The 18,710-nt window shown below is 71.9% G+C and carries 15 protein-coding genes; 4 read left to right on the forward strand and 11 right to left on the reverse strand.

Annotated elements, in window-relative coordinates:
* Positions 1-63 precede the first annotated feature (63 nt).
* Entirely contained in the window at positions 64-1,185 is a 1,122-nt protein-coding gene (locus tag AB0E88_RS07560; RefSeq protein ID WP_361625395.1) for a TDT family transporter, read from the forward strand.
* On the opposite strand, the gene AB0E88_RS07565 is transcribed toward AB0E88_RS07560, so the two are convergent.
* The 4 genes from AB0E88_RS07565 to AB0E88_RS07580 all read right to left on the reverse strand — a co-directional run bounded on the left by AB0E88_RS07565 (position 1,097) and on the right by AB0E88_RS07580 (position 6,544).
* Positions 1,097-1,816 (reverse strand): helical backbone metal receptor, encoded by a 720-nt coding sequence (locus AB0E88_RS07565; protein WP_361625398.1) that lies wholly within the window; start codon positions 1,814-1,816, stop codon positions 1,097-1,099. The two genes, AB0E88_RS07560 and AB0E88_RS07565, sit on opposite strands and share 89 nt — an antisense overlap.
* The gene (locus AB0E88_RS07570) at positions 1,813-2,382 is read right to left on the reverse strand and encodes a helix-turn-helix domain-containing protein (RefSeq protein ID WP_361625401.1); all 570 of its coding nucleotides are present in this window, start codon (positions 2,380-2,382) and stop codon (positions 1,813-1,815) included. The genes AB0E88_RS07565 and AB0E88_RS07570 overlap by 4 nt, the downstream gene beginning before the upstream one ends.
* Positions 2,383-2,853: 471 nt before the next feature.
* On the reverse strand, positions 2,854-5,460 hold the full coding sequence (locus tag AB0E88_RS07575) for an ABC transporter permease/substrate binding protein (protein ID WP_361625404.1): 2,607 nt from the start codon (positions 5,458-5,460) through the stop codon (positions 2,854-2,856).
* Complete coding sequence (locus AB0E88_RS07580; protein ID WP_361625407.1) at positions 5,453-6,544, reverse strand: glycine betaine/L-proline ABC transporter ATP-binding protein; 1,092 nt, start codon at positions 6,542-6,544, stop codon at positions 5,453-5,455. The genes AB0E88_RS07575 and AB0E88_RS07580 overlap by 8 nt, the downstream gene beginning before the upstream one ends.
* 235 nt (positions 6,545-6,779) lie before the next feature.
* Here AB0E88_RS07580 and AB0E88_RS07585 point away from each other — a divergent pair, with 235 nt between their 5' ends.
* Both AB0E88_RS07585 and AB0E88_RS07590 read left to right on the forward strand, forming a co-directional pair.
* Complete coding sequence (locus tag AB0E88_RS07585; protein ID WP_361625410.1) at positions 6,780-7,700, forward strand: 5'-3' exonuclease; 921 nt, start codon at positions 6,780-6,782, stop codon at positions 7,698-7,700.
* Positions 7,701-7,765: 65 nt separating this feature from the next.
* Positions 7,766-8,608 (forward strand): siderophore-interacting protein, encoded by an 843-nt coding sequence (locus AB0E88_RS07590; protein ID WP_361625413.1) that lies wholly within the window; start codon positions 7,766-7,768, stop codon positions 8,606-8,608.
* A gap of 43 nt (positions 8,609-8,651) precedes the next feature.
* Here AB0E88_RS07590 and AB0E88_RS07595 read toward each other — a convergent pair whose 3' ends face one another.
* The gene (locus tag AB0E88_RS07595) at positions 8,652-9,233 is read right to left on the reverse strand and encodes a GNAT family N-acetyltransferase (protein ID WP_361625416.1); all 582 of its coding nucleotides are present in this window, start codon (positions 9,231-9,233) and stop codon (positions 8,652-8,654) included.
* A gap of 80 nt (positions 9,234-9,313) precedes the next feature.
* Here AB0E88_RS07595 and AB0E88_RS07600 point away from each other — a divergent pair, with 80 nt between their 5' ends.
* Positions 9,314-10,261: a pseudouridine synthase gene (locus tag AB0E88_RS07600; protein ID WP_361625419.1), complete on the forward strand. Its 948-nt coding sequence runs from the start codon at positions 9,314-9,316 to the stop codon at positions 10,259-10,261.
* A 91-nt stretch (positions 10,262-10,352) separates the two neighbouring features.
* Here AB0E88_RS07600 and AB0E88_RS07605 read toward each other — a convergent pair whose 3' ends face one another.
* The 6 genes from AB0E88_RS07605 to AB0E88_RS07630 form a co-directional block, all read right to left on the reverse strand.
* Positions 10,353-11,894 carry a cytochrome P450 gene (locus AB0E88_RS07605; protein ID WP_361625422.1) on the reverse strand — a complete coding sequence of 514 codons (1,542 nt, stop codon included), beginning with the start codon at positions 11,892-11,894 and terminating at the stop codon, positions 10,353-10,355.
* A 99-nt stretch (positions 11,895-11,993) separates the two neighbouring features.
* Positions 11,994-12,614 (reverse strand): ATP/GTP-binding protein, encoded by a 621-nt coding sequence (locus AB0E88_RS07610; protein ID WP_361625425.1) that lies wholly within the window; start codon positions 12,612-12,614, stop codon positions 11,994-11,996.
* Positions 12,595-13,005 carry a DUF742 domain-containing protein gene (locus tag AB0E88_RS07615; protein WP_361625428.1) on the reverse strand — a complete coding sequence of 137 codons (411 nt, stop codon included), beginning with the start codon at positions 13,003-13,005 and terminating at the stop codon, positions 12,595-12,597. The genes AB0E88_RS07610 and AB0E88_RS07615 overlap by 20 nt, the downstream gene beginning before the upstream one ends.
* Positions 13,002-13,409, reverse strand: coding sequence for a roadblock/LC7 domain-containing protein (locus AB0E88_RS07620; RefSeq protein WP_361625431.1), 408 nt, complete (start codon positions 13,407-13,409; stop codon positions 13,002-13,004). Before AB0E88_RS07620 ends, AB0E88_RS07615 begins: the two co-directional genes overlap by 4 nt.
* Positions 13,406-15,046, reverse strand: a complete 1,641-nt coding sequence (locus tag AB0E88_RS07625; protein WP_361625434.1) for an ATP-binding protein — start codon at positions 15,044-15,046, stop codon at positions 13,406-13,408. The genes AB0E88_RS07620 and AB0E88_RS07625 overlap by 4 nt, the downstream gene beginning before the upstream one ends.
* Before the next feature lie 674 nt (positions 15,047-15,720).
* Positions 15,721-18,573 carry a DEAD/DEAH box helicase gene (locus AB0E88_RS07630; RefSeq protein WP_361625437.1) on the reverse strand — a complete coding sequence of 951 codons (2,853 nt, stop codon included), beginning with the start codon at positions 18,571-18,573 and terminating at the stop codon, positions 15,721-15,723.
* Positions 18,574-18,710: the final 137 nt, after the last annotated feature.

Genomic DNA, 18,710 nt, shown 5'->3' on the forward strand with positions numbered 1-18,710 from the left:
GCTTATGCCCTCATAGGTACATCCTCCCTGGTGGGGGCCGCCCGCTCACGGCACGGTGGTCTCATGATCACCGCAGTCCGGCATCTCGGGCCCAACTGGTACGCCACCGTCATGGGCACCGCCGTCCTCGCCACGGCCGGCGTCGCCCTCCCCGTCCACGTCCCGGGCCTGCGCACGGCCTGCACGGTGCTGTGGGCCCTCGCCCTGGCGCTGCTGTTGTTCCTGCTCGGTGCCCGCGCCCTGCACTGGCGTCACCACCGCGACCAGGCCCGCGCCCATCTGCTGGACGCGGCCATGGCCCCCTTCTACGGCTGCCTCGCGATGGCCCTGCTCTCCGTCGGCGCCGGCGCCCTGGCGGTGGGACGCCCCTGGATCGGGACGACGGCCGCGGTCGCCCTGGACACCGTGCTGTTCACCGCCGGTACGGCCGTCGCGCTCGCGGCCGCCGTCACCGTGCCGTACCTCATGGCCGTACGCCATCGGGTGACGGTGCCGGAGGCCACGCCGGTGTGGCTGCTGCCGCTGGTGGGGCCGATGGTGGCGGCCGCGGCCGGACCGCCGCTGGTTCCGCACCTGCCGCCCGGGCAGCCGCGCGAGACCCTGCTCCTCGCCTGTGTCGCCCTGTTCGGCCTGAGCCTGCTGGCGGTCCTGCTGGTGCTGCCGCTGCTGTTCGCCCGCACGATCGGCGGGCCGCTGCCGCTCGCGCTCACCCCGACGCTGTTCCTGGTGCTGGGGCCGCTCGGCCAGTCCACCACCGCGGTGGGAAAGTTCGCCGACGCCGCACCGGCGGTGATGCCGGGGCCGGCCGGCACGGGCTTCGAGGTGTTCGCCGTGCTGTACGGCGTGCCGGTGACGGGGTTCGCGCTGCTGTGGCTGTGTCTGGCGGGCGCCCATGTGGTGCGGGCCCGGCGGCGCGGCATGGGGTTCACGATGAGCTGGTGGGCGTTCACCTTCCCCGTCGGCACGTGTGTCACGGGCGCCGAGGCGCTGGGCCGGCACACCGGGCTCGTCGCCTTCGACGCCCTCGCTGCCGGCCTGTACACCCTGCTGATCGCCGGCTGGCTCGCCGCCGCCGCGGGCACGGTACGGGGACTGCTCAGCGGTGAGCTGCTGCGAGGGCCGCGCCCAGCACCCGCGGCGCCTCGGCCAGTGACGGCCCGTACCACGTCAGGTGCCGCCCGCTGACCAGCGCACAGGGCAGACCGGCGAAGGCCTCGGGCCCGTCGTCGGCGGTGAAGCGGTACGGCTCGTCCGGGAGGACGACGACATCCGGGCCCGCCGCCCGCAGTTCCTCCAGCGGCACGCGCGGGTAGCGCTCCGCGTGCCCGGCGTACAGCTGGTCGACGCCGAGCCGGGCCAGGACGTCCCCGGCGAAGGTGTCGCGGCCCAGCACCATCCACGGCCTGCGCCAGATCGGCACCACGGCGCTCCGGCGTCCGGCCGCCTCCGGGAGGGTGGCCCAGGCCGCCTCGGCCTCGTCCAGCCAGCGCGGCCGGTTCCGTACTCCACAGGCGCCGACGACCCGGTCCAGTTCCCGGAAGGCCTGCGGCACCGAGCGCACCTCGGTGACCAGCACCTCGACGCCCGCGGCGCGCAGTGCGTCGAGGTCGGCGGCGCGGTTCTCCTCCTCGTTGGCGACGACCAGATCGGGGGCGAGGTCGAGCACGCGGTCGGTTGTGGGGTTCTTGGTGCCGCCGACGCGTACGACGTCCAGGCCCGCGGGGTGGGTGCACCAGTCGGTGGCGCCGACCAGGACGCCGGGCGCGGAGGCGGCGACGGCCTCCGTCAGCGAGGGCACCAGCGAGACGACCCTCACCGGCGTGGCCGGTCCCGTACGGCCTCGATGTGCTCGGCGACGGCGACGACGATCAGGCGGGTGTCGGGCACCGTCGCCCGCCAGCGGTGCCGCACCCCGCCGGTCAGGTACAGGGTGTCGCCGCGGCCGAGCCGGTAGGCGCGGCCCTCGGCCTCGATCTCGACGGCGCCGTCGGCGACGTACATCAACTGGTCGTTGCGGTACTGGAACTCGCGGCCGGCGTCGTGGTCGCCGAGGAACTCCGAGGCGTGCATCTGGTGGTGCCCGCGCACCAGGGACCGCACCTGCGGCACCGGCCCGGGTTCGAGGTCCTCGGCGCGTACGACGTCGACGCTGCACGCCGGGTCCGCGGCGGCGAGCAGTTCGACCGCGGTGGTGCGCAGGGCGTCGGCCACCTTCTCCAGGGAGCCGCGGCTGGGCCGCGCCCTGTCGTTCTCGACCTGGCTGAGGAAGGGCACCGACAGGCCGCTGCGCTCGGCCACGACGGCGAGGGTCAGGTCCAGGGCACGGCGACGGCGCCGCACGGCCGCGCCGACCCGCAGGGGCTGCTCTTTGTGGTCGCCCATCGCTCCGGCTCCCTCCTTCGCTCGTCGTCCCGATCGTCGCGCCGCTCGGTGCGTTCCGGTCGGCGGGTGCAGGTTCTGTTTGAGTTCTCTGCACCCTACGCATGTTCGGCAAACCGTTTCATGCGGCCGTCACAACGAAGACACACGGGGTGGGCTCCGACCTGATGGTTCGCGCCAGTTGATCACCTGCCCGGGCGGTCGGCTGATGGGGCGTTCGGCGTACCGCGAGGCCCGTGTCATGTTCAATGCGGTGGCCGTCCCGGGTGTTCCCGCATCCGGGAGCCGGGTTCTGGCGGTGGCGTGGCGCTGTGTGGTTGGCCGGATCCATTCGGGCCGTCATCTTTTCGGGCCGTCACCTTTTCGGGCCGTCATCTTTTCGGGCCGTCCGGACATGACCCGAGGGGTGGGCCCTCCCACGCGGTCAGGTGGCGTGGGTGGCCCACCCCTCGGGGGTGCGGACGCAGCGGCCGGCTACTGCGGGGTCATGCGGTCGGCGACCTCCGGGTGCTGCTTCAGCCAGGCGGCGACGGCGTCGTCCTCGTGGCCCTGGCCGCGCTCGTTGATCTCGGCCTCGAGGCCGCCGAGCTCCGCCTCGCTCATCCGGAAGTTCTTGATCCACCGGGTGAGCTGCGGGTACTGCTCGGGGAACTTCTCGTTGGCGATCGTCCGGATGGTGTTGCCCTCGCCGAAGAGCTTCTTGTCGTCCTTCAGCTTGGTCAGGTGGTACTGGGTGTACGCCCAGTGCGGCGACCACAGGACGACGGCGACCGGCTGCTTCTTGGCGTAGGCGCGCTTGAGCTCGGCGAGCATCGCCGGGGTGGAGCCGTCGACGACCTTGTACTCCTTGTCCAGGCCGTAGCCCGGGAGCACCGTGGACTTGAGCAGGTTCATCTCACCGGTGCCCGGCTCGATGCCGATGATCTTCCCGCCGAACGTGCCGGCCTTGCCCTTGAGGTCCTGAAGCGAGGTCACGCCCTTGACGTAGGACGGCACGGCGATCTCCAGCGAGGTCGGCCGGTACCAGGTGCCGAGGTCCTTGAGACGGTCCTTGCTCTTGTCCCAGTAGTTGCCCTGCGCGTACGGCAGCCAGGCGTCGAAGTTGAGGTCGAGGTCCCCGGAGGCGAGGCCGGTGTAGACCGGGCCGACGTCCATCTGCTTGAGGTTCAGCTGGTAGCCGCGCCGCTCGAGCACGTTCTTCCACAGGTGCGTGACAGCGATGTCCTCGTCCCAGGGGAACCAGGCCACGTCGACCGGCCGCTCGGCCTCGGCGGGCCGGGTGTTCTGGACCGGGGCGAGCTTGTCGACGAGACCCGGGTTCTTCTGCAGCCAGGCGCGCACGGCGTCCTGCTGCTTTCCCTTGCCGGCCTTGGTGATGCCCGCCTCGAGGCTGGTGAGCTGCTTCTCGTCCAGCTTGAAGCCCTTCAGCCACTTCGCGACGACGGGGTTGTCGCCCGCGAAGCCCTTGCGGGCCAGCGTGTGCAGGCCGTCGCCCTTGCCCCAGGCGCCCTTGGGGTCCTTCAGCTTCTTCAGCCGGTAGTCGTTGTACGCCCAGTGCGGCGACCAGAGCGGGACGACGATCGGTTCCTTCTTGCTGTAGGCCCGCTTCAGCTCGGCGAGCATGGCCGGGGTGGAGCTGTCGACGACCTTGTACTCCTTGTCCAGGCCGTACTCCTTGAGGACCTTGCTCTTGAGCAGGGCCATCTCACCGGCGCTGGACTCGATACCGGTGATCTTCCCGCCGAACTCGCCGGCCTTGCCCTTGAGGTCCGCGAGCGTGTCGACGTCCTTCATGTAGGCCGGGACGGTCAGCTCCAGGGACGTCGGGCCGTACCAGCTGCCCAGGTCGTCGATCCGGGAGCCGTACTTCTTCCAGTACTGCGCGTGGGTGGTCGGCAGCCAGGCGTCGGTCTGGAAGTCGACGGTGCCCGAGGCGAGGGAGGTGTAGAGCGGGCCGGCGTCGAGCTGTTCGGCCTCGACCCGGTAGCCGCGCTGCTCCAGGATCTCCTTCCACAGGTAGGTGGAGGCGATGCCCTCGTCCCAGGGGATGTAGCCGATGGTGACCTTCTTGCCCTGGCCGACGTCCTTGCCGTCGGCGACGGCCGTGGCGCCGCCCTTGCCGCCGAAGACGCCCATGCCGCCGGCGACCAGGCCGAGGATCACGACGCCGATGACGGCGATCTGCGGGCGGGGCCGGTAGGACCAGATCTTCAGGCCCTTCGCGGCACGCGCGCGTGCGGCGGCGCGACGGCCCAGCGGGGAGACCTGGGTGCCGAGCGCGCCCGTCATGCGGTCGAGGTAGATCGCGAGGATCACGATCGCCACGCCCGCCTCGGAGCCGAGGCCCACGTTGAGCTGGCCGATGGCCTCGTTGACGTCACCGCCGAGGCCGCCGGTGCCGACCATGCCGGCGATCGCGGCCATCGACAGGCCGAGCATGATGACCTGGTTGACGCCGGCCATGACGGTGGGCAGCGCCAGCGGCAGCTGGACGCGCAGCAGGGTGCTGCGGGGCGTGGTACCGAACGCCTCGGCGGCCTCCACGAGCTCCTTGTCGACCTGGCGGATGCCCAGCTCGGTCATGCGCACCCCGGGGGCGAGGGCGAAGATCAGGGTGGCGACGATGCCGGCGGAGGCGCCGGTGCCGAAGAACAGGATCGCCGGGATGAGGTAGATCATCGCGGGCAGCGTCTGCATGAAGTCCAGCACCGGCCGGACCAGGCTGCTGACCCGGTCCGAGCGGGCGGCCCAGATGCCCACCGGCACCGAGATCACCAGCGCGATCAGCGTGGCGACGAGCACGAGCGACAGGGTCACCATCGCGTCGTCCCACAGCTGGAGCGAGTCGATGAAGGCGAAGCCCGCGAAGGTGAGCACACCGGCGAGGGTGCCGCGCAGCCAGAAGGCGAGCACGGCGAAGATGCCGGCGAGCAGCAGGGGCTGGGGCGCCTGGAGAACGGCGTCGATGGCGTCGTAGGCGCCGGTGAAAACGGTCTTGAAGAAGTCGAAGAGCCACGAGACGTGGTTCAGCAGCCAGTCGACCGCGTCGTTGACCCAGTCGCCGAGCGGGATCCTAGGCACGGGCCATCACCTTCTCCCCGCCCTTGTCCCGGCGGTTGTCGCAGCTGCCGGGGGCGCCCTCCTCGTCGCCGAGGAAGCCGACCAGGCGCTGCCGCGGTACGACGCCGACGAGCGCGCCCTCGGCGTCGAGGACGGCGACGGGGTGCTCCGAGCGGGCGCTGAGCGCGCACAGCTCGGTGAACGGCGTGTCGGGCGTCGCGGTCGCGCAGCCGCAGTCGGCCTCGTCGCCGCGCAGCCCGTCGGTGTCCATGACGGCGCCGGCCGTGACCACGCGGGAGCGGTCGACGTCCTGGATGAAGGAGGCGACGTAGTCGTTCGCGGGGCGCAGCAGGATGTCCTCGGCGGTGCCGTTCTGGACGATGCGGCCGTCGCGCATGACGGCGATGCGGTCGCCCAGGCGCATGGCCTCGTTGAGGTCGTGGGTGATGAAGACGATGGTCTTCTTCAGGGTGCGCTGCAGCTCCAGGAGCTGGTCCTGCATGTCGCGGCGGATCAGCGGGTCCAGGGCGCTGAAGGACTCGTCCATCAGCAGCAGATCGGCGTCGGTGGCGAGGGCGCGGGCGAGGCCGACGCGCTGCTGCATGCCGCCGGACAGCTCGTCGGGCCAGGAGTCCTCCCAGCCGGCCAGGCCGCACAGGGCGAGTGCCTCGGCGGCGCGTTCGTCGCGCTCGGCGCGGGGCACTCCCTGGACGGCGAGGCCGTAGGCGGCGTTCTCGCGGACGCTGCGGTGCGGGAAGAGCGCGAAGTGCTGGAAGACCATGCTGATCTTCTTCGCGCGGACCTCGCGCAGTTCCTTGCCGCCGAGCGAGGTCAGGTCCTGGCCGTCGAAGAGGACGCGCCCGGCGGTGGGTTCCAGCAGGCCGTTGAGCATGCGCAGCAGGGTGGACTTGCCGGAGCCGGACAGGCCCATGACGACGAAGATCTGGCCGGGGTCCACGGTGAAGGACGCGTCGATGACGGCGGCCGTGGCGCCGTCCGCGCGCAGCTCCTCACGGTCGGCTCCCGCACGGAGCCGTTCCACCGCCTGATCTTGTCGTCTGCCGAACACCTTGTAGAGGCGCTCGGCTTCAAGCCTGGCTGACACGCGGACCTTCTCTTCTCGACGGCAGGGAAAGGAGCGAGGAGGTCACGCCCGCACCCCGAAGGTTGAACGCGCAACCGGCATCGCTGTGAAGGCGCGCCTCCCCTCTTTCCCCTCAGGCAAACGCACAAGTGGGCCACGTCACTAAGTGACGCAACGCGTTGCACCCTGCGCGTCGGACGACCGCCGCCGGTGCCGTCGGGCGGCCACTGTCGGTGCCGTACGGCATGATGCGAGCGTGACCGGACGACTCATGCTCCTCGACACCGCCTCGCTGTACTTCCGCGCCTACTTCGGGGTCCCGGACTCCGTGAAGGCCCCGGACGGCACGCCGGTGAACGCCGTGCGCGGACTGCTCGAATTCATCGACCGCCTGGTCAAGGACCACCGGCCGGCGCACCTGGTGGCCTGCATGGACGCCGACTGGCGGCCGCAGTGGCGGGTCGAGCTGATCCCCTCCTACAAGGCGCACCGCGTCGCCGAGGAACACGAGAGCGGGCCCGACGAGGAGGAGGTGCCCGACACCCTGTCGCCGCAGGTGCCGGTCATCGAGGCCGTCCTCGACGCGCTCGGCATCGCCCGCGTCGGGGTCGCGGGGTACGAGGCGGACGACGTCATCGGCACCTTCACCGCCCGCGCCGAGGGACCGGTCGACATCGTCACCGGCGACCGGGACCTGTACCAGCTGGTCGACGACGCCCGGGACGTCCGCGTGCTGTACCCGCTCAAGGGGGTCGGCACCCTGCAGCTGACCGACGAGTCATGGCTGCGCGAGAAGTACGGCGTCGACGGCAGGGGGTACGCGGATCTGGCGCTGCTGCGCGGCGACCCGAGCGACGGGCTGCCCGGCGTGGCCGGGGTCGGCGAGAAGACGGCGGCCAAGCTGCTGGCCGAGTACGGCGACCTGGCCGGGATCCTGGCGGCCGTGGACGACCCGCGCGCCAGGCTCACGCCCACCCAGCGCAAGCGGCTCACGGAGGCGAAGCCCTATCTGGCGGTGGCACCGAAGGTGGTCCGGGTCGCCGACGACGTCCCGCTGCCGGACGTCGACACGGCGCTGCCGCACGCCCCGCGCGACGCGGCGGCCCTTCAGGAGCTCGCGGAGCGCTGGGGGCTGGGCGGATCGCTGCAGCGGCTGCTGACCACGTTGGCGGTGTGACGGGTGTACACCCGGGCGAGGTGCTAGCTTAGGTAAGCCTAAGCATGGGGAACAGGGAGGCCGTCATGGCAGAACGTCCGGGACGCAAGCCGCGCAGGGTGCATTCCGCGCGTGTCGTCCGCACCGAACGGCTCACCCCGCACATGCAGCGCGTGGTGCTCGGCGGCGAGGGCCTGGCCGCCTTCGAGGCGGACACCTGCACCGACCACTACGTCAAGCTGCTCTTCCCGGCGGACGGCGTCACCTACCCCGAGCCCTTCGACATGGAGCGCGTGCGCGAGGAGTTCCCGCGCGAGCAGTGGCCCGTGACCCGGACGTACACCGTGCGCTCCTGGGACCCCGAACACCGCGAGCTGACACTGGACTTCGTGATCCACGGGGACGAGGGCCTGGCCGGCCCGTGGGCCACGCGGGTCCGGCCCGGCGAGACGGTCCGCTTCATGGGCCCGGGCGGCGCCTACGCCCCCGACCCGGCCGCCGACTGGCATCTGCTCGCCGGTGACGAGAGCGCGCTGCCCGCCATCGCGGCAGCCCTTGAGGCACTGCCCGACGGCGCCGTCGCGCACGCCTTCATCGAGGTCGCCGGTCCCGAGGAGGAGCAGAAGATCGACTCCGACGTCGACGTCGTCTGGCTGCACCGCGGTGAGCGGCCGGTCGGCGAGCGCCTCGTCGAGGCCGTGCGCGCGCTTCAGTTCCCCGAGGGCCGGGTGCACGCCTTCGTGCACGGCGAGGCGGCCTGCGTGAAGGAGCTGCGCCGGCTGCTGCGGGTGGACCTCGGCATCCCGCGCGAGGACCTGTCCATCTCCGGTTACTGGCGCCTCGGCCACAACGAGGACGGCTGGCAGGCCTCCAAGCGGGAGTGGAACGCCCGGGTGGAGGCCGAGCAGGAGGGCGCGCCCGCCGCCTGAACCGCGGCGGCGAGGCCGCCCCGGACAACGGCCGCCCAGGTGGTCAGTCGCCTCGCACGCGCGCGTGCAGGTGCATGTCGTGCCAGCCGTCGGCGTGGAGCAGGGCCCGCCGCTTGGTTCCCTCCAGCGCGAAGCGGGCCTTGGCCGCCACCCGGCAGGAAGCCTCGTTGCCGACGGAGTGCAGCAGCTCCAGGCGTTCGAACCCGATCTCGTCCAGGGCCCAGCGGGCCAGCGCGGTCGCGGCCCGGGCGGCGACGCCCCGGCCCCGCGCCGCCGGGTGCGTCCAGTAGGCGACTTCCGCGGCACCGTCGAGCAGCTCGATCTGCCGCAGCCCGGCCCGGCCGAGCAGCCGGTCACCGGCCGCGTCGGCGACGGCCCACTGCGCCGTGCGCTCCGTCGCCCAGGCCCGCTGCCACTCGGCGATCCAGCCGCGCACCTCCTCCTCGGAGTCGGCGGAGCGGATGTGCCACTGGTGGATCGCCGGGTCCTGGAAGGCCTCGTACACGGCCGGGGCGTCGTCGCTGCGCCACGGACGCAGCACCAGGCCGTCGCCTGTGGGGATCGCGGGCTGCGGGATGCGGGAGAAGGTGCCGGCGGGCAGCACCGGCTGCGTCAGATCAGGCATGATCGCCATCCTGCCCACGTCCGCCCGCCGACGCCCAGCGGTTTTCGCCACCCGGCCCCGCCCTCGTACCCTGGCCTGCGATGAGACGCCGCAACCCGCCCCCGCCCTCGCCGCTCCCCCAGCTCGACGGAGTGGACCCGGTGCGGGTGCGGCTGCCCGCGACCGGGTCGTGGGCCACCGTCCGGGAGTACCTGGTCGCGCGGCTGAGCGGGGCGGGACCCGGGATGGTCGAGGCGCTGTTCGACGCCGGTTCGATCGTCACCGCCGACGGGCGGCCGGTCGCGCCGGACGCGCCGTACGCACCCGGGATGCACGTGTGGTTCCACCGGGAGCTCGCGCCGGAGGTGCCGGTGCCGTTCACGGTCGACGTCGTCCACCGCGACGAGCACATCGTCGTCGCCGACAAACCGCACTTCCTGGCCACCACCCCGCGCGGCAGCCATGTCACCGAGACCGCCCTGGCCCGGCTGCGCCGCGACCTGGGCATCGAGACGCTGACCGCCGCTCACCGGCTGGACCGGCTCACGGCGGGGCTGGTGCTGTTCACGGTGCGCCCTGAGGAGCGCGGCGCCTACCAGACGCTGTTCCGCGACCGGCGGGTGCGCAAGGTGTACGAGGCGATCGCCCCGTACGACCCGGCACCCGCGCTGCCGGTGACCGTGCGCAGCCGGATCGTCAAGGAGCGCGGGGTGCTCACCGCGCGGGAGGTGCCCGGCGAGCCGAACGCGGTCAGCCGCATCGAGCTGGCCGAGCGGCGCGGCCGCCTCGGCCGGTACCGGCTGCTGCCCGCCACCGGTCAGACGCACCAGCTGCGGGTCCACATGAACACCCTCGGCGTGCCGATCCTCGGCGATCCGCTCTACCCGCGCATCGCCGCCCCCGTGCCGGCCGGTGACTTCCGGCGCCCGCTGCAACTGCTGGCGCGAGAGCTGGAGTTCACCGATCCGGTCACGGGGACGGAGCACCGCTTCCACAGCGGCCGCACCCTCGCGGCCTGGACGTCGTACGACGCGTGGGCTGCCCTCTAGGGGGTGTCCCGCAGATCACGCCGGGCGCGCCCACGCCTGGCGAGATCGGCGAATCAGCGAGATCGGCGGGACACCCTTTCAGGGCCTGCGGTCAGTTCCCGCGCCACCAGCGCACCAGGCGCTGCCACACCCCGCGCGGCCGGGCCGGTTCCGTCTGCGGCAGCGGAGGCTGCGCCGGTGACGGCTGGGCGGCGGGAGCCTGCTGGGGCGGCGCGAACGGCGCAGCCTGCGCGGCCGCCGGAGCGGGTGCGTACGGCGCGGTCGCGGGCTCGGGCGGGGGCGCGGTCACCTGCCACACCGGGGGGCGCTGCGGCTGCGGCTGCCCGTGCAGGCTCGGCGCGGCCTTCACGTCCTGCTGCGCCTTGGGGTCGAACCGCACCGGCAGCTCGACCAGGTGCCGGGAGGCGATCGACTCCGTCCAGCGCAGGTCGTCCTCGTCGCAGTCCAGCTGCACATCGGGCAGCCGCATCAGCAGCGCGTCCACACCGGCGTCGGCGATGGCGCGGCCGATGTCCTGACCCGGGCACTCGTGCGGTCCGCCGCCGAAGGCGAGGTGGGAGCGGTTGCCCTGCATGTTGGCGCTCAGGTCGGGCCGCACCCGCGGGTCGATATTGCCGGCGGCGGGCGCGAACAGCAGCCCGTCGCCCTTGCGGATGCGCTGGCCGCCCAGTTCGGTGTCCTGCTTGGCGTAGTAGGCGAAGACGGTGCTGAACGGCGGCTCGTCCCACAGGGACTGCTCCACCGCCTCGGGCACGGTCATCTGGCCGCCGTTGAGCTTGGCGTAGAAGCGGTCGTCGGTGATGACCATGAGCAGCACGTTGGCGAGCAGGTTCGCGGTGGCCTCGTAGGCCGCCATGAGGACCAGCCACAGGTGCTTGGTGACCTCGTCGTCCGTGAGCCCGGCGGGGTGACGGATCAGCTGGCTGGCGAAGTCGTGCTGGGGCTCGGCGCGGCGGCGCGCGGTGAGGCGCTGCAGCACCTCCATGACGTAGGCATGGCTGGCGATGGCGGTCTCGGTGCCGCGGAGCATGTCGCGGGCGGCCTGCACGATCCGGTCGTTGTACTCCTCGGCCATGCCGAAGATCTCGCACATCACCGCCATCGGCAGGTGCTCGGCGAACTGGCCGACGAGGTCGGCCTCCCCGCTCTCGCAGAAGCTGTTGACGAGGATCTGCGTGTACCGGGTGATGTGGCGGCGCAGGCTGCGGTGGTCGATGGTCGTCATGGCGCCGGTGACCGCGCCGCGCAGCCGCAGATGCTCGTCGCCCTCGGCGTAGGAGCAGATGGGCTCCCAGGCGATGTGCGGCATCAACGGGTGGTCGGGCTTGACCATGCCCTCGTTCAGCGGCGACCAGATACGGCTGTCGCGGCAGAACTGGCCGGGCGAGCGGACGAGTTGCAGGTTCTCGGCGTGGCCGAGGACCACCCACATCGGGATGTCCTCGTGCAGCAGGACGGGCGCAACCGGCCCGTACTCCTCACGCAGGTGCTCGTACAGCTCGCCCAGGTCTTCGGCGCCGGGGCCGTAGAGCCGGTGCAGCCCGCCGGGCCCCTTGGCGTGGGCGGGGCAGCCGGGCGGCGGACTCGCGGCGAGATCGTGCGTTCCGGTCGTGGACAGGGATTCAGGCGTCACGGGGTCGCTCCGGGAAGGGGGGTCGCTCCGGGGAAGGGGGGCGCTGCGGGAAAGGGGCCGCTGCGCGACAGGGGAGAAACAGCGCGCAGGGGCCGGGGGTCAGGTGAGCCGGCCGGCCGCCGACAGACCGGTGAGGAACCGCATCAGGGTGAGCAAGACGTCACGGCTGGAGGCGCGCCGGCGGGCGTCGCATTCGAGGATCGGGATCCCCGGCACCAGGTCGAGCGCCTGCCGCAGGTCCTCGACGGCGTAACGGGGCGCGTCGGGGAAGGTGTTGACGGCGACCACGAACGGCACACCGCGCTCCTCCAGCCGGCCCATGACCTCGTAACTGACCTCGAGGCGGCGGGTGTCGAGCAGGACGACCGCGCCCAGGGCGCCCTGGAACAGCCGGTCCCACAGGAACCAGAAGCGCTCCTGGCCGGGGGTGCCGAACAGGTACAGCACCACCTCGTCGGAGACGCGGATACGGCCGAAGTCCATCGCCACGGTGGTGGCGGTCTTGGTCTCGGAACCGAAGTTGTCGTCGACCCCGACACCGGCCTGGGTCATGGTCTCCTCCGTGGTCAGCGGTTTGATCTCGCTGACCGAGCCGACCATGGTGGTCTTGCCGACACCGAAACCGCCCACGATCACGATTTTCGCCGCCGCCTGGGTGGACTGCGGCAGATGATCCTCCGCGCGCGGGCCGGGGAGGGTGTCAGAGCCTTTCAAGTCCATGCATCACCGCTTCGAGAAGGGATCGGTCGGGCAGCTGCTGGCGGACGATCGGGGCGCGCGCGTGCACCAGCTCGGCGGCCAGCATCTCCGTGAGCAGCGCGGTCATCGCGCTGAACGGCAGCTGCAGATAGGCCGAGAGTTCGGCCACGGACAGGGGGGCGGCACACAGCCGGAGCACCGCGGTCTGCTCGGGGGTGGCGGACGACGGCGGGTCGGCGTGCGCCACGATCAGCGTGACCAGGTCGAGCTTGGCCCGGTCGCCCTCGGCACCCGTGATGATGTACAGCCGTTCGGGTGCCTTCTTGTCGCCCTCCTGCTGCGCCGGCCGGGGCGGCAGCACGGAAGGGGACGGTTCCTTGCGCTGTCGCCTCTGGCGCTGCGGAGGCGTCATACGGTCTGCCCGTTGCGCCGGGGCGGACTGGTCAGGTGCTCACCGATGCGCAGCACGAGGTCACGCATGTAGTGGCTCATCGCGCCGGGTTCGCAGCGGATGTCGGAGAGCACCGCGAGGTAGGCGTTGGCGCCGGCGGCCATCAGATAGAAGTAGCCGCGGTCGAGTTCGACGACGACCAGCTTCATCTCGCCGCTGCTGGCGGGCAGTTCCTGGGCGACGGCGCCGGCCAGGCTCTGCAGGCCCGCGCAGGCGGCGGCGACACGGTCGGCGGCGTCGGGGTCGCCGCTGTAGCGGGCGATGCGCAGGCCGTCGGCGGACAGCACCACGATCATCTCGATGCCCGGAACGCTGTCGTAGAGCTCCTTGAGCATCCAGTCGAAGTTCTGTCGCTGCTGGATCACGTCAGATCCCCTTCGTCGTCGCCCTCGGGGCGGGCCTTGTCGTTGAGCAGGTAGCTGAACGCGCTGGGGTTGCGCGTGAACTCGGTGGGGTGGGTGCCGGGCGGCAGGTCCTTCTTCAGGCCGTCCCAGAACGCCTCGACCCACATGCCGGGGGCCGGCTCGTCCTTCTTCGGCTCCGGTTCGGTACGGGACTGCGCCCAGACGGTGGCCTCGCGCTCGCGTGCCTCCCGCTCCTCGCGTTCCAGGCGGTCCTGTTCGGCGTACTGCTGGGCACGCAGTTCGGTGATCGGGATGACGGCCTTGCTGCGTCGCTGCGGCAGGCCCTTCTCGGTCCACTCGGTGACCACGGGGACGTCGTCTTCCAGCGACAGGTTCTCCGGGATGCGCGGGTTGGTCGGACGGCGCTTCTTCGGCGGGCGCTTGGGGCCCTCGGCCACGTCGGGGCCGATCGCAGGCAGGGAGGTGGCGCCGACGCCGTGCGCGAAGCCGGGCGCCGGATGGGTGGTGAGCATGGCGCTCGGCACGATCAGTACGGCGCGGACGCCGCCGTAGGCGGAGGAGCGCAGCGAGATCTGCATGTCGTGCGCCGTGCACAGGCGGCCGACGACCGCGAGGCCCAGGCGGGGCGCCTCGCCGAGGATGTTCAGGTCGACGCCGGCCATGGCCCGCTGCAGGATGCCCTCGAGGCGGGCGCGGGACTCCTCGGTGAGGCTGACACCGGCGTCCTCGATCTCGATGGCGACACCGCTCTGCACCTCGGTGGCGGTGACGTGGACCTTCGTCTGCGGCGGCGAGTAGCGGGTGGCGTTGTCGAGCAGCTCGGCGCAGGCGTGGATGACCGGCTCGACGGAGATGCCGCGGACGTTGACCTTGGCGATGTTGTCGAGCGAGATGCGCCGGTACTCCAGGATGCGCGACATGGCGCCGCGCAGCACGCTGTACAGCGGCACGGGTTCGGGCCACTGGCGGCCGGGGCGGCCGCCGCCGAGGACCGAGACGGAGTCGGCGAGGCGGCCGATCAGCGAGGTGCCGTGGTCGATGCGCAGCAGGTCGTCGAAGACCTCGGGGCTGCGGCCGTGGTCCTCCTCCATCTCCCGCAGTTCCTTGAACTGCTGGTGGACGATGGCCTGGACGCGGCGGGCGACGCTGACGAAGGCGCGCTGCTGGGAGTCGCGCAGGTTCTCCTCGTGATCGAGGATGCGCAGCACGGTGAGGATGACCTCGCGGCCGGCCTCGCGCAGCCCACGAAAGCGTGAATCGCCGTCGAGGAGGTCGCGGGTCGTGTCGAAGAGTGAATTGCCGCGGCGCAGGTACTCCACGGCGAGCGGCAGGAGTTCGTAGGCGAGGCGGTGGTCGTCCGCGTCGTGGGCCGCGAGGCGCTGTTCCAGATACGCGGTGTGACGGGCGTGTTCGGCCTGCTGGGTCCGCAACCGGCGGCCGCGGCGCAGCCCTTCGGCCGCGGTCAGGGCGACCAGGACGGTGGCGATGCCGCCGCACAGGGCCACGGCCGGCCGGGCCGGTTCGGCGACCAGGGCGACGGCGGCCCCGGTCGCCGCGGCCATCGCTATGACAGGCAGCAACAGCACGCCGACGGCAGGGAGTTCACGGCGACGAGGGGGGGATTGGACGCTCACCATGCAGGTCCTTGAATCTAAGGAGTTTTGGGGAAGAAACGAGCTTCGGGGAACAAACGCACGAATACGCCTCAACTCGGTGCGCTGTGGGCGAGCTTAGTCCGACCGGATCATCGCCGGGTCATGTTCGGGAAGCCCCTGAATTCCCTCCCGTGACAGGAGTACGCTCGACTCCATTTACACGCTGGGGATCGATTCGCACACGGTGCGTCACCCTGCACGGGCGTGCGAAATGACTCACCGTAACGAGTGTCGTGCCGACGTCAGCCGACGGCCGCCCCGTCGGCGCACAGCGGGTTGCGCTCCCGGCGCCACTGCGGGCGTACGGGCGGCGTGCGGACGTACGGCGGGGGCGCGCGGACAGGAGGCAGGCGTGCGGGGGGGCGTGGAGGGGCGTGCGAGGGGGAAGAGGGACGGGCGTGCGGGGGCGCGGCTTGCGTGTCGGACCCCGCCGGTGCCCGGCGCTCAGGAAGCAGTCGAGGCGGCGCGGCGCTGACGGCCGGCGGCAGCCTGCGGCCTGTGTTCCGCGGCGTCGGCGACCGGCCCCGTGCGGGCCGTGGCACCGCACCTTGTGCCGCGAACGGCCGACGCCGGCTGCGCGGCGCCCGAGGGGCGTGCGCAGCCGGCGTCGGCCGTCGGTCCGGGGCGGGCCCGTGTCGTCCGTCCGGTGGGTGCGGTCAGCCCACCGACGAGTACGCCACGACGCCGCGCAGCAGGGCCTCGACCGCCTTGCGGGCGGCCTTCGGCACCGTGGAGCCCGCGGCGGGGGCCGCCGCCTGGATCTGGCCCAGGACGTCGATGACCTGCTTGCACCAGCGCACGAAGTCACCCGCGGGCATCTCCGCCTCGCGCAGCACCTCGTCCAGGCCCTTCCCGGAGGCCCACATGAAGGCGGCCCAGGCGAAGCCGAGGTCGGGCTCACGCTGGCCGACGCCCTCGGTCTGGCTGATCCGGAAGTCCTCCTCCAGGGCGTCCAGCCGCCCCCAGATCCGCACCATCTCGCCGAGCGCCGCCTTCGCGTTGCCCGAGGGCAGCTTCGGTGCCATGGCGTCGTCGCTCATCCGCGCCTCGAACACCAACGCCGAGACGCACGCGGCGAGCTCGGCCGGCGACAGACCCTCCCAGACGCCCGCCCGCAGGCACTCGCTGGCCAGCAGATCCAGCTCGCCGTACAGCCGGGCGAGCCGCTTGCCGTGCTCGGTGACCTCGTCGCCGCGCAGGTAGTCCAGCTCGGTCAGCAGGGCCACGATCCGGTCGAAGGTGCGCGCGATGGTGTTCGTACGGCCCTCGATGCGGTGCTCCAGCTGCCGGGTGTCGCGCAGCAGCCGGTGGTACCGCTCGGCCCAGCGGGCGTGGTCCTCCCGCTCGTCGCATCCGTGGCAGGGATGCGCCCGCAGCGCCTTGCGCAGACGGGCGATCTCCCGGTCGTCGGCGGCCTGCGAGCGCTTCTTGCGGTGCCGCTCCGGCGGGATGTGCCCGGCTTTGGTGCGCAGCGCGGAGGCGAGGTCACGCCGGGACTGCGGGGAGCGCGCGTTGAAGGACTTCGGGATGCGCATTCGCTCCAGCGGCTCCACGGGCACCGGGAAGTCCATCGCGGCCAGCCGCTTGACCTGCCGCTCGGCGGTCAGCACCAGCGGACGGGGACCGTCGTGGGCGTCGAAGCCGCGGTGTCCGTTGGAACGCCCCGCCGGCAGACCGGGATCCAGCACCAGCGCGAGACCCGCGTACTTGCCCGTCGGGACGTGGATCACGTCGCCCGGCTTCAGCTTCTCCAGCGCCAGCGCCGCCTCGGCACGCCGCTGGTTGGCGCCCTGCCGGGCCAGCTCCGTCTCGCGGTCCTTCAGCTCGCGGCGCAGCCGCGCATACTCCTCGAAGTCGCCGAGGTGGCAGGTCATGGAGGCCTTGTAGCCCTCCAGCCCCTCCTCGTTGCGCTGCACCTGCCGGGAGATCCCGACGACCGACTTGTCCGCCTGGAACTGCGCGAACGACGTCTCCAGCAGCTCACGCGAGCGGTGCCGTCCGAACTGCTCGACCAGGTTGACCGCCATGTTGTACGACGGCTTGAAGCTGGAGCGCAGCGGGTAGGTGCGCGTACCCGCGAGCCCCGCGAGGTGCTCGGGGTTCATGCCGCGCTGCCACAGCACGACCGCGTGGCCCTCGACGTCGATGCCGCGCCGGCCGGCGCGGCCGGTGAGCTGCGTGAACTCGCCCGGGGTGATGTCGGCGTGCTGTTCGCCGTTCCACTTGACGAGCTTCTCCAGCACCACGGACCGGGCGGGCATGTTGATGCCGAGGGCGAGCGTCTCGGTGGCGAAGACCGCCTTGACCAGACCGCGTACGAACAGCTCCTCGACGACCTCCTTGAACGTCGGCAGCATGCCCGCGTGGTGGGCGGCGATGCCCCGCTCCAGGCCCTCCAGCCACTCGTAGTAGCCGAGGACGTGCAGGTCCTCGGCCGGGATGGACGCCGTGCGCTCCTCGACGAGCGCGCGCACCTTCTCCCGGGCCTCGTCGTCGTTCAGCCGCAGGCCGGCGTACAGGCACTGCTCGACGGCCGCCTCGCAGGCGGCGCGGGAGAAGATGAAGGTGATCGCGGGCAGCAGGCCCTCGGCGTCCAGACGCTCGATGACCTCGGGCCGCCCCGGGGTCCAGATCCGCGAGCGCTGGCGGCGCTCCCGCTCCCGGTCCGCCTCGCGCATGCTGCGGCCGCGCCTGCGGTCCTGGAAGGACGGGCGGCTCGCCTCCATGCGCGCCATCCGCATCAGGTCGGGGTTGACCGCTCTGCGGTGGCCCTCGCCCTCCTCGAACAGGTCGTACATCCGCCGGCCGGCCAGCACGTGCTGGAACAGCGGCACCGGACGGTGCTCGGAGACGATCACCTCGGTGTCGCCGCGGACGGTGTCCAGCCAGTCGCCGAACTCCTCGGCGTTGGACACGGTCGCCGACAGCGACACCAGCGTCACCGACTCGGGCAGGTGAATGATCACCTCCTCCCATACGGCTCCGCGGAAGCGGTCGGAGAGGTAGTGCACCTCGTCCATGACCACGTATCCCAGGCCCAGCAGCGTCTGGGAACCCGCGTACAGCATGTTCCGCAGCACCTCGGTGGTCATCACGACCACCGGGGCGTCGGAGTTGACGCTGTTGTCGCCGGTCAGCAGGCCGACCTTCGCCTGGCCGTAGCGCCGGCACAGGTCGGCGTACTTCTGGTTGGACAGCGCCTTGATGGGGGTGGTGTAGAAGCACTTCTTGCCCTGCTGGAGGGCGAGGTGGACGGCGAACTCGCCCACGATCGTCTTGCCGGAGCCGGTGGGCGCGGCGACCAGCACGCCCTTCCCCGCCTCGAGGGCCTTGCAGGCCTCGATCTGGAAGGGGTCGAGGCCGAAGTCGTACATCTCGCGGAAGGACGCGAGGGCGGTGGCCTGCTCGGCAGCTCGCCTGCGTGCTGCCGCGTACCGCTCGGCCGGTGAGAGGTCCTGTGTCATCGTGCTTTCCACCGTACCGGGCCGCACTGACAACAGGACGATCATTAACCGGATCTCCTGCGGTGAACCTGCCGTACGCCCAGCTCAGCGGGGATGCGTGCGCGGCCCGGGCAGGGCGGGGGCCGGAAACGGCGAACCGGCCGCCCCGCAATGCGGGACGGCCGGTCGTGCGTGCGTCGGCT

It is taken from the genome of Streptomyces sp. NPDC028635 (assembly GCF_040637635.1).
Taxonomy (GTDB): Bacteria; Actinomycetota; Actinomycetes; order Streptomycetales; family Streptomycetaceae; genus Streptomyces.